This window comes from Qipengyuania sp. (assembly GCF_048550555.1).
Taxonomy (GTDB): Bacteria; Pseudomonadota; Alphaproteobacteria; order Sphingomonadales; family Sphingomonadaceae; genus Qipengyuania.
On record NZ_JBLYYF010000053.1, the window covers coordinates 20,498 to 30,716 of the forward strand.

11 protein-coding genes, 1 tRNA gene and 1 pseudogene are annotated in these 10,219 nt (G+C 66.2%); 6 read left to right on the plus strand and 7 right to left on the minus strand.

The features are described from left to right. Positions 1-50: 50 nt before the first annotated feature. Positions 51-965 carry an NAD(P)/FAD-dependent oxidoreductase gene (locus ACN4E0_RS13935; RefSeq protein WP_419568798.1) on the plus strand — a complete coding sequence of 305 codons (915 nt, stop codon included), beginning with the start codon at positions 51-53 and terminating at the stop codon, positions 963-965. Here ACN4E0_RS13935 and rimM read toward each other — a convergent pair. From rimM to ACN4E0_RS13960, 5 genes are all read right to left on the minus strand, one after another. Beyond that, entirely contained in the window at positions 962-1,459 is a 498-nt protein-coding gene (rimM, locus tag ACN4E0_RS13940) for a ribosome maturation factor RimM (protein WP_419568800.1), read from the minus strand. The two genes, ACN4E0_RS13935 and rimM, sit on opposite strands and share 4 nt — an antisense overlap. Before the next feature lie 8 nt (positions 1,460-1,467). Continuing rightward, positions 1,468-1,971 (minus strand): 30S ribosomal protein S16, encoded by a 504-nt coding sequence (rpsP, locus tag ACN4E0_RS13945; protein ID WP_419568802.1) that lies wholly within the window; start codon positions 1,969-1,971, stop codon positions 1,468-1,470. 34 nt (positions 1,972-2,005) lie between these two features. Continuing rightward, the gene (gene ffh, locus ACN4E0_RS13950) at positions 2,006-3,493 is read right to left on the minus strand and encodes a signal recognition particle protein (protein WP_419568804.1); all 1,488 of its coding nucleotides are present in this window, start codon (positions 3,491-3,493) and stop codon (positions 2,006-2,008) included. 176 nt (positions 3,494-3,669) lie between these two features. Then, positions 3,670-3,745 (minus strand) — tRNA-Ala (locus ACN4E0_RS13955). A gap of 102 nt (positions 3,746-3,847) precedes the next feature. Beyond that, a complete protein-coding gene (locus ACN4E0_RS13960) occupies positions 3,848-4,192 on the minus strand; it encodes a TIGR02300 family protein (RefSeq protein ID WP_419568806.1) in 345 nt (114 codons plus the stop codon). 115 nt (positions 4,193-4,307) lie between these two features. Here ACN4E0_RS13960 and aroA point away from each other — a divergent pair, with 115 nt between their 5' ends. From aroA to ACN4E0_RS13980, 4 genes are read left to right on the plus strand one after another with little or no spacing between them, the layout of a single operon-like run. Next, on the plus strand, positions 4,308-5,663 hold the full coding sequence (aroA, locus tag ACN4E0_RS13965; RefSeq protein WP_419568808.1) for a 3-phosphoshikimate 1-carboxyvinyltransferase: 1,356 nt from the start codon (positions 4,308-4,310) through the stop codon (positions 5,661-5,663). Further along, positions 5,657-5,917 carry a CBU_0592 family membrane protein gene (locus tag ACN4E0_RS13970; protein ID WP_419568815.1) on the plus strand — a complete coding sequence of 87 codons (261 nt, stop codon included), beginning with the start codon at positions 5,657-5,659 and terminating at the stop codon, positions 5,915-5,917. Before aroA ends, ACN4E0_RS13970 begins: the two co-directional genes overlap by 7 nt. Continuing rightward, positions 5,914-6,534, plus strand: a complete 621-nt coding sequence (locus tag ACN4E0_RS13975) for a (d)CMP kinase (RefSeq protein WP_419568810.1) — start codon at positions 5,914-5,916, stop codon at positions 6,532-6,534. The genes ACN4E0_RS13970 and ACN4E0_RS13975 overlap by 4 nt, the downstream gene beginning before the upstream one ends. 60 nt (positions 6,535-6,594) lie before the next feature. Next, the gene (locus ACN4E0_RS13980; RefSeq protein ID WP_419568812.1) at positions 6,595-7,557 is read left to right on the plus strand and encodes a bifunctional helix-turn-helix transcriptional regulator/GNAT family N-acetyltransferase; all 963 of its coding nucleotides are present in this window, start codon (positions 6,595-6,597) and stop codon (positions 7,555-7,557) included. A 10-nt stretch (positions 7,558-7,567) separates the two neighbouring features. On the opposite strand, the gene ACN4E0_RS13985 is transcribed toward ACN4E0_RS13980, so the two are convergent. Beyond that, on the minus strand, positions 7,568-8,443 hold the full coding sequence (locus tag ACN4E0_RS13985) for an HD-GYP domain-containing protein (protein ID WP_419568817.1): 876 nt from the start codon (positions 8,441-8,443) through the stop codon (positions 7,568-7,570). Next, positions 8,444-8,878, minus strand: a pseudogene (locus tag ACN4E0_RS13990) (DUF3391 domain-containing protein); the annotation flags it as partial. A gap of 326 nt (positions 8,879-9,204) precedes the next feature. Here ACN4E0_RS13990 and ACN4E0_RS13995 point away from each other — a divergent pair. Further along, the coding region (locus ACN4E0_RS13995) for a 30S ribosomal protein S1 (protein ID WP_419568814.1) at positions 9,205-10,219 on the plus strand (1,015 nt) is incomplete at its 3' end.

Here is a 10,219-nt window from a genome sequence, read left to right on the forward strand (position 1 = left end):
CATTCCGCTCTGCGAACGGCACCCATCGCCGCGCCGCGCGTATCCCAGCCATGGACATCGACGACTGCATCATCGTGGGCGCGGGGCCCGCCGGGCTCACCGCCGCCATCTATCTCGCGCGCTATTATCTCACCATCCGCATGTTCGACTGCGGTACCAGCCGCGCGAGCTGGATCCCGACCAGTCACAACCACGCCGGCTTTCCCGACGGCATCAACGGCGAGGAGCTGCTCGAGCGGATGCGCGAGCAGGCGGCGAAGTACGGCGCACTCCGCGAACCCAAGCGCGTCACCGAGCTCAAGCGCGACGGCGAGCATTTCACCGTCTGCTGCGACGACGAGGAATATCGCGCTCGCACCGTCCTGCTCGCCACCGGCGTGGTCAACAACCGCCCCGAGGGGATCGACGACCAGTTGCATGACGAGGCCTTGCGCCGCGGCCTGATCCGCTACTGCCCGGTGTGCGACGGCTACGAGGTAACCGACAAGCGTGTCGCGGTGATCGGCACCAGCGACCACGGCACCGCCGAGGCGCAGTTCATCCGCACCTATACCGCCGATCTGACGCTGGTTTCGCCGCAGGGTGACCACGATCTTTCGGAGCAATGTTCGAGGACCCTCGACGATGCGGGGATCCGCCGCGTCGCCGGGCCCTGCGGCGGCTATGCGATCGAGAACGGCAGAATCGCCCTGGACACCGCTGATGGACGCATGACGTTCGACAGCGTCTATCCCGCACTCGGCTCGGTGATCCGCTCGGGGCTGGCGGTGACGGCGGGCGCGAAAGTCAGCGAGGACGGCTGCATACTCGTCGACGACCATCTCGAGACGAGCGTGCCGGGGCTCTTCGCCGCGGGCGACGTCGTGATCGGGCTCGACCAGATCAGCCACGCGATGGGCCAGGCGGGCGTCGCCGCGACGACGATCCGCAACCATCTGGCTGAGAAAAAGCCGCTGCGGCGCTAGTCGACGAAGCCGGCGGCGACGATCAGGCGCTCGCGGTCCCATTCGGGCACCGCCTGAGGGGTCAGCGGGACCATGAACTTCTTGCCGTCGGGCTTCTCGATCTCGACGATGTCGGTCGCGCCGAAATTCTCGACTGCGCAGACGCGGCCGACGGGATCGCCCGCATCGGTGACCACGGCCAAGCCGAGCAGGTCGGAGAAGTAGAATTCGCCTTCGTCGAGGGCAGGGAGCGTCTCGCGCGAGACGGAAAGGGCGGTGCCACGCAGCTGTTCGGCCGCGGTCCGATCCGTGACCTCGGCAAAGCGCGCGATGGCACCGCCCTTGTTGTCGCTGCGGATCTTGGCGAGGGTCAGCGTCGCCCCAGAACCGAGCGCGGTGAAGCTCTTGTGCGGCTTGAGGGCCTCGACGCCCTCGCCGAAGAGCTTCAGGCGGACTTCGCCCGTCACGCCATGCGCACCGGTGACGGCTGCCAGCGTAACGGGCTTGTCCGACATGGGCGCGATTACTCGCCCTTGTCTTCGGTGGCTTCTTCAGCCGCGGCTTCTTCGGCCGGCGCATCTTCAGCGGCAGCTTCTTCAGCCGGAGCTTCTTCAGCGGCAGCTTCTTCGGCCGGGGCTTCGGCAGCAGCCTTGGCTTCTTCTTCGGCAGCCTTCTTGGCTTCTTCGGCTTCAGCGATCTTGGCGGCCTTTTCCTCGGCGCGTTCCTTGGCGGCTTCGCCCGGCTCGCCCTTCTTCGGGTTGTTGCGCGGCGCACGCTCGAGGATGCCGGCGGCATCGAGGAACCGGAGGACACGGTCCGACGGCTTGGCGCCGACCGACAGCCAGTGACGCGCACGGTCTTCGTTGAGCTTCACGCGCTCGCCCGAATCCTTCGGCAACATCGGGTTGTAGGTGCCGATCTGTTCGAGATACTTGCCGTCACGCGCCGAACGCGAGTCGGCGACGATGATGCGGTAGTAGGGGCGCTTCTTGGCACCACCACGCGAAAGACGGATTGCAACTGCCATTTGGTATTACCTTTCGAATGTAAACGTCTGAAACTTATTTCTTCTTGAGCATGTCCTGAAGGTCCGGCGGGAGCGTGTCCATGTCCACGCCGGGTCCCTTGCCGCCGCCCATTCCGGGCATGCCGCCGCCGGGACCGCCGAGCCCCGGCATGGCCGCGCCCATGCCCCCGCCGCCGAACAGCGCGCCGAGGCCCTTGAGGCCGCCCATCTTCTTGATCTGCTTCATCGCGCGGCCCATCTCCTGGTGCATTTTCAGCACCTTGTTGACGGTCTGCACGTCGGTCCCCGAACCGGCGGCCACGCGCTTCTTGCGCTTGGCGTTCATCAGTTCGGGGCGCCTGCGTTCCTTGGGGGTCATCGAGCCGATGATCGCATCCATGTGCAGCAGCACGCGGTCGTCCATGTTCGACGCCGCCATCGCCGCCTTGGCCTTCTTCATGCCCGGCAGCATGCCTGCGAGCATGCCCAGGCCGCCCATGTTCTGCATCTGGCGAAGCTGCATGCGCAGGTCTTCGAGGTCGAACTTGCCCTGCGCCATCTTCTTGGCGAGCGCTTCGGCCTCATCGGCCTTGATCGTCTCGGCCGCCTTCTCGACCAGCGATACGACGTCGCCCATGCCGAGGATGCGGCCGGCGACGCGCTTGGGATCGAAGGCTTCGATCGCGTCGAGCTTTTCCCCCGTACCGGCGAACTTGATCGGCTTGCCGGTGACATAGCGCATCGACAGCGCCGCACCGCCGCGCGCATCGCCGTCCATACGGGTCAGTACCACGCCGGTCAGCGGCACTTCGCCGGTGAAGCTCTGCGCGACATTGACCGCGTCCTGGCCGGTCAGGCTGTCGACCACCAGCAGCACTTCGGTCGGCGCCGAGACGCTGGCGATCGCCTTCATCTCGGCCATCAGCGCTTCGTCGACATGGAGGCGGCCCGCGGTGTCGAGCAGCAGCACGTCGGCGGCCTGCAGCCTGGCGCTCTCCATCGCGCGGCGCGCGATATCGACCGGTTGCTGGCCTTCGACGATCGGCAGCGTGGCGACTTCAACCTGCTCGCCGAGCACCTTGAGCTGTTCCTGCGCGGCCGGGCGGTTGACGTCGAGCGACGCCATCAGCGCCTTCTTGCCGTGCTTCTGCCTGATCAGTCGGCCGAGCTTGGCGGTGGTGGTCGTCTTGCCCGAGCCCTGCAGACCGACCATCATGATGACGACCGGCGGCTTGGCGGCGAAATTGAGCTCGCGATCCTTGGGATCGGCATCGTCGCCCCCGCCGAGCATGGCGACGAGTTCGTCGTCGACGATCTTGACGACCTGCTGGCCGGGCGTGACCGACTTGAGGACATCCTGCCCGATCGCCTTCTCGGTGACGGCATCGATGAAGCGGCGCACGACGGGCAATGCGACATCGGCCTCGAGCAGTGCCACGCGAATCTCGCGCATCGCATCGCGCACGTCCTGTTCGGACAGCGCGCCGCGCCCTTTTAGGCGGTCGAAGACATTGCCGAGGCGGTCGGACAGATTGTCGAACATGCCTGTTACTCCTCATCGAACCATGACTGGCCCGATTAAACGCGAAAAACGCCGGCGGACGAGAACTCGTCGGCCAGCGTGGGGAATTCCCCGATGAAACCCAAACTCATGCCCGGGTGTGGTGGAAGCAAGCCGCAGCCGTCGCCACGGCCTGCTACCACCAGAACCGGTGAAAATGGTGGAGCCTAGCGGGATCGAACCGCTGACCTCTACAATGCCATTGTAGCGCTCTCCCAGCTGAGCTAAGGCCCCGAACCATTTTTCAAACGACGCACCCTGGGAGGTGCGTCACCCTTGCGGGAGGCGCCCAATATAAGCAGCCCTCCCGCAATGCAACAGCTAATTTGAGCGAACTCAGCTTTCGTCGACGTCGTCGTCGTCGCCCTTCGATTTGGTCTCTACGCCGAGGTCGTCGTCGCCTCCGAGATCGACCTCGTTGTCGGGCGAATCATCGTCTTCGTCGATGTCGATATCCAGATCGTCATCGTCGTCGCCGCCCAGATCGCTGTCCGCCTCGGCGTCCTTCTTCTTCTTGGATTCTTCCTCGGCGAGGATCGGCTGCTTCGACTTGAGCACGGGCTCGGGAGTCCATTCTTCACCGCATTCGATGCAGGTGACGGGATCTTCCTTGTTCAGATCGTAGAAGCGGGTGCCGCAGTTCGGGCAGGTCCGCTTGGTGCCCCATTCCGGTTTGACCATGTGTAATCCTTGGATTTGCCGCCCCACGCGACCTGCGCGGAGCCGTGAATTCGTAATTGTATTGATGGGAACCTGCCGGGCAGGAATCAACAGCGCGCGCGCCTTGCCAGAACCCATGTGCGCTGTCAAAGCGCCGCCTTCATATGGATATGCTTTCGTGACCGCCCACCGCTTTCTCCCCTCAGGCCCGCTGACCGGTCGCATCCGCGTGCCGGGCGACAAGTCGATCAGCCACCGCGCGCTGATGTTCGGCGCGCTCGCGGTGGGGCGCAGCCGGATTTCGGGGCTGCTCGAAGGCGAAGACGTGCTCGCCACCGCGGCCGCCCTGCGCGCCATGGGTGCGCGGATCGAGCGGGCAGGCGACGACTGGGTGGTCGACGGTGTCGGCGTGGGCGGGCTGCTGCAACCCGAACAGGCGCTCGACATGGGCAATTCGGGCACTTCGACGCGGCTGCTGATGGGGCTGGTCGCCAGCCACGGCATCACCGCCGCCTTCACCGGCGACGCAAGCCTGTCGAAGCGCCCGATGGGGCGCGTAATCGATCCCCTCTCGACCATGGGCGCGAGCGTTACCCCCTCCCCCGGGGGCACGCTGCCGCTGGTGATGGAGGGCATGCAGCCCGCCGTACCGATCACTTATCGCCTGCCCGTCGCCAGCGCGCAGGTGAAGAGCGCGGTGCTGCTTGCCGGGCTCAACACGCCGGGCATCACCACGGTGGTCGAACCGGTGCCGACGCGCGACCACACCGAGCGCATGCTGCGCGGATTCGGCGCCGAGCTGACGGTCGAGAAAGCGGATGGCGAGCGGATCATCCGCATCCACGGCCCCGCGGACCTCCGCCCGTCCGACATCACCGTGCCGGGCGACCCCTCCTCCGCGGCCTTCTTCGCGGTCGCCGCCAGCGTGGTGCCGGGCAGCGACCTCGTGATCGCAAACGTCGGCCTCAACCCGACGCGCGACGGGATCTTCCGCGTGCTCGCGCGAATGGGCGCGGATATCGAGAAGCTCGACGAGCGCGAGGTCGGCGGCGAACCGGTGGCCGACCTGCGCGTTCGGCACGCGAAGCTGAAGGGGATGGAGGTGGATCCCGCCGTCGCGCCGAGCATGATCGACGAATTTCCCGTCCTCTTCGTGGCCGCCGCCATGGCCGAGGGCACGACCGTGACCAGCGGGCTCGACGAATTGCGCGTCAAGGAAAGCGACCGCCTGTCCGCCATGGCCGCAGCGCTCGCTGCCGCAGGCGTGACCCTCGAAGAGCGCGAAGACGGCCTCGTGATTGCCGGCAGCGGCGGCAATCCGTTGCGCGGCACGGCCAACGGACAGGTTACGACGCACCTCGACCACCGCATCGCCATGAGCATGGCGGTGGCGGGCCTCGCCAGCAGCGACGGGGTCGAGATCGACGATATCGAACCGATCGCCACGAGCTTCCCCAACTTCACCGCGCTGCTGGACGCAGCCGCATCGTGATCGACCTCGACATCTACACGCTCGTGGGGTTCGTCGGCATGGCCTGCATCATCGGCGCCTATGGCTACCTCACCTGGAGGGACGAGCCGAACCCCTATGTCCTCCATGGCACCAATCTCGCCGGCGCGGCGCTGCTGACCGTTTCGCTGCTGGTCCACACCAACTGGCCGAGCCTCGTGCTCGAGGGGTTCTGGGCGGCGATCGCCCTGTGGGGCTTGGCCAAGGCGCTGAAGGCGCGGGGGACGAAAGCATGATCATCGCCGTCGACGGGCCGACAGCCTCGGGCAAGGGTACGATCGCGAAGGCGCTCGCCGAGCATTTCGGCCTGCCGCATCTCGACACCGGCCTGCTCTACCGCGCCGTAGGGCGCCAGGTGTTGCTCGACGGGGGCGACCCCGACGATGGCGGCGATGCGCTGGCGGCGACGGGCTTTCCCGACAGTCTGCTTCACGACCCGCGCCTGCGGGACGAGCAGACCGGCGGACTCGCGAGCCGCGTCTCGGTCCACCCGGCGGTCCGTCAGGCGCTTTACGAGCGCCAGCGCAGCTTCGCCACGCAGGAGGGCGGTGCGGTACTCGACGGGCGCGACATCGGCACTGTCATCGCACCCGAGGCCGAGGCCAAGCTCTTCGTGACCGCCAGTGTCGAGGCACGCGCGCAGCGCCGCTTCCTCGAGATGCGCGAACGCGGCGCAGGCGTCACGCTGCTCGAGATCCAGGACGATCTGCGTCGCCGCGACGAACGCGATAGCAAACGCCCGGTTGCACCGCTGGTCCCCGCGGCCGACGCCAGGATCATCGATACCAGCGCGCTGGGCAGGGACGAGGCGATTGCGGCGGCGATCGAGGCCGTCACTCAGGCGATTTCCTAGACGTCAGCACAAACGCTTGTCGATTGTCTCACACCTCCATAACGTGTTATATATCACGTTATGGAGATTCGCATGGTCGATGTCGTCGCGCAGATGGGTCCCGCCTTCCTCGGCAGCCGGCTGAAGCGGCTGGGAGAGCGTATGCAGGCGGGTGCGGCCAGCGTGCTGAGCGACGCCGGCATTCCGCTGCAACCGGGGCACATGGCCGCCATGGCGGCGCTACGCACCGGCCCCAGGACAGTCGGGCAGCTTGCCGAGGCGAGCGGCACCAGCCAGCCGGGCATGACGCGCACCGTGAGCCAGCTGAAACGCTTGGGCCTTGCGGGCGATGTCGCCTGCGACGACCAGCGCAGCCGGACGATCGCGCTCACCGAGGAGGGCGAGCGCATGGCCCGCCGGATCGCCGAACTGGTCTGGCCCCGCGTCGGCGCTGCCGCCGAGGAAATCCTCGCGCTGGTCGAGGGCGATTTCCTTCGCCAGCTGGCGATCATCGAGCATGCGCTGGTGGACGCCTCGATCGCCGAGCGCGCGGCCCGGGCGCAACCTTCCGCCCTGGCCCTGCGCGAATACTCGCCTGCCCTCGCCCGCGAATTCCACGACATCAACGCCGAATGGATCGAGAGCATGTTCGTGCTCGAGGCGACCGATCGCGAGGTCCTCGAACATCCGCAGAAGCGCATCATCGATCCCGGCGGCGACATACTCTTCGTCGAGGCGGCGGGGCTCGGCATCGTCGGCACCTGCGCCCTGCAGAAGACCGGTCCGCGCGCCTTCGAGCTGACCAAAATGGGCGTGCGCGAAAGCGCGCGCGGGCTGAAAGCGGGCGAGTTCCTGCTGCAGGGGATGATCGATCGGGCGAAGGCACTGGGCGCCGAGAAGCTCTACCTTCTCACCAACCACAGATGCGCCGCGGCGATCCACCTCTACGAGAAGCTCGGCTTCGAGCACGATGCAGGCATCATGGCCGACTACGGCGCGCGCTACGAACGCTGCGACGTCGCCATGCTCTATGCGGGCGACTGAGCGGTGCGCTTCAGACGGCGAGCGTGGCGATAGGCCGTTGCGCCCACCCGGCCCCGCGCAGAAGAGCCTCGTGGCACTGCTCGGGACCGATCCCGTGGGCCTGCGGGTCGACGGGAGCCAGGACTGCAACGCTGTCACGCTTGCCTGCAGTGGTCGCATCCTTCGCAACCATCGGGCGCCCGGTGGCAGTGCAGAAGAACACCAGAACGCGCGATCGCTGCCCTTCGTTTTTGGGCGCGAGGACGAGACCGAGACGATCGCCGTCGAGCTCGACCACGAGGCCTTCGGCGAACACGCCGACGCTCTGCATGAAAGCGAACAGCAGTTCGCGGTCGAACTGCCCTTCCCAGCCCCACATCGCCGTCATCGCCTTGCTGGGGCTCCAGGCGTCCTTGTAGGCGCGGTCCGAGGTGAGCGCGTCATAGACGTCGCAGATCGCTCCGAGCCGCGCGGCCTCCGACAGTTCCACTCCGGACAGGCCCGAGGGATAGCCCCTGCCGTCGGGGCGTTCGTGATGGTGGCGGCAGACATCGAGAGCGATCGCGGGCACGCCCGGAGTCCGTGCCAGGATATCGTGGCCATGGACCGGGTGGCTGCGGACCGCGTCGAATTCGGACTCGTCCAGACGGCCCGGCTTGTCGAGGATCGCCTGGTCGACGCACATCTTCCCGAGATCGTGGAACAGACCAGCCAAGCCATAGTCGAAGACCTCCGCCTCGCTTTTGCCCAGCTGGCGCGCGACATTGATCATGAGGGTGCAGACGGCGACCGAATGGAGATAGGTGTACTCGTCCTTCTGTTTGAGACGCACAATCTCGAGCAGGGCGCGCGGGCATTGCGCGGTCGAGCCGACGATGTCTTCGACGACCTCGCTCACCTCCGCCATGCGGATCGCCTTGCCCGTCCGGATGTTCGCAAAGGTTTCGCGCGTTACCGCAAGCGAGCGCGCGAGGAGTCGCTTGGCCTCGGCGCGCCTGCTGTTGCGCGCAGATGCAGCGCTCGGCGACCGACGCGACGGTCCGCGAGGCGTCCTGGAACGCAGGGGCCGGATCGACTCCTTCCCTCGGTACCCTTTGTCGGACAACCTCGCTTGTGCGCTCGTGAGCGCTACGGAAGGGCGGTCAGGCTCGGCTTCCGCCGGCCCCGGCCCCTTCTCGTCGTCGATGACCACGAAAGGCACCGCCGATTCCGCCAGCCTGCGGAGATGCCGGGGTTTTACTTCGAACCGCTTGAACCAGAAGGGATGGTCCAGCCAGCCGCCGCCGAAGCCGCAGATGAACATGCCCGCCCTGACATCCTGGGGTAAAATCCTGTGTTTCATGCGCGCTCTGTCGGGCAGCCCGGATCCACGTTTGACTTCTCATCGGCCGAGTGAGGCTTGTGGCGCGGCAACCCCAAAGATTTCCCTAATGAACCGGTTACATAGCTGGGCACTAAGCAATTTCCTTGCCTTGGACGCTGGTTTCGCCTAGGCGCGCGCCCGTTCTCGCAATCTGTCGATTGAAAGGACCCGCGCGACGGCAACCGGCCCCGCGCGGCATCGGCCTCTTGCCCCGTACGGCCCGTGCAATGGTGCGCAGGCAGACGGGTAAAGACCCCGGGAAAACCGGCGGCCGGTAGCAAAACGAACGTTAGGACTACACAACCATGGCAACTGCAGCCAATCCCACTCGCGACGATTTCGCGAAAATGCTCGACGAGCAGCTCGGCGGCGCCGACGAAGGCGGCTTCGAAGGCCGTGTCGTCAAGGGCACCGTCACCGCCATCGAAAACGGCATGGCGCACATCGATGTCGGCCTGAAGAGCGAAGGCCGCGTCGACCTCAAGGAATTCCAGCGCGGCGAAGGCGATGTCGCACCGGGTGTCGGTGACGAGGTCGAAGTCTATGTCGACCGCGTCGAAAACGCCGACGGCGAAGCCATGCTGTCGCGCGACCGCGCCCGCCGCGAAGCCGCCTGGGACAAGCTGGAAAGCGAGTTCGGCGAAGGCAAGCGCGTCGAAGGCCGCATCTTCGGCCGCGTCAAGGGCGGCTTCACCGTCGACCTCGACGGCGCCGTGGCCTTCCTGCCCGGTTCGCAGGTCGACATCCGCCCCGTGCGCGACGTCACCCCGCTGATGGACATGGCCCAGCCCTTCCAGATCCTCAAGATGGACCGCCGCCGCGGTAACATCGTCGTCTCGCGCCGCGCGGTCCTCGAAGAGACCCGCGCCGAACAGCGCAGCGAGCTGATCGACAAGCTGGCCGAAGGCCAGGTGATCGACGGCGTGGTCAAGAACATCACCGACTACGGCGCCTTCGTCGACCTCGGCGGTATCGACGGCCTGCTCCACGTCACCGACATGAGCTACAAGCGCGTCAACCACCCGAGCGAAATGATCGAGATCGGCCAGACCGTGACCGTCCAGATCATCCGCATCAATGAAGACACGCAGCGCATCAGCCTCGGCATGAAGCAGCTCGAATCGGATCCGTGGGATGGCGTTTCGGCCAAGTACCCGGTCGGCATGAAGCTGACGGGCACCGTCACCAACATCACCGAATACGGCGCCTTCGTCGAAATCGAACCGGGCATCGAAGGCCTGGTCCACGTTTCGGAAATGAGCTGGACCAAGAAGAACGTCCACCCGGGCAAGATCGTCTCGACCTCGCAGGAAGTCGAAG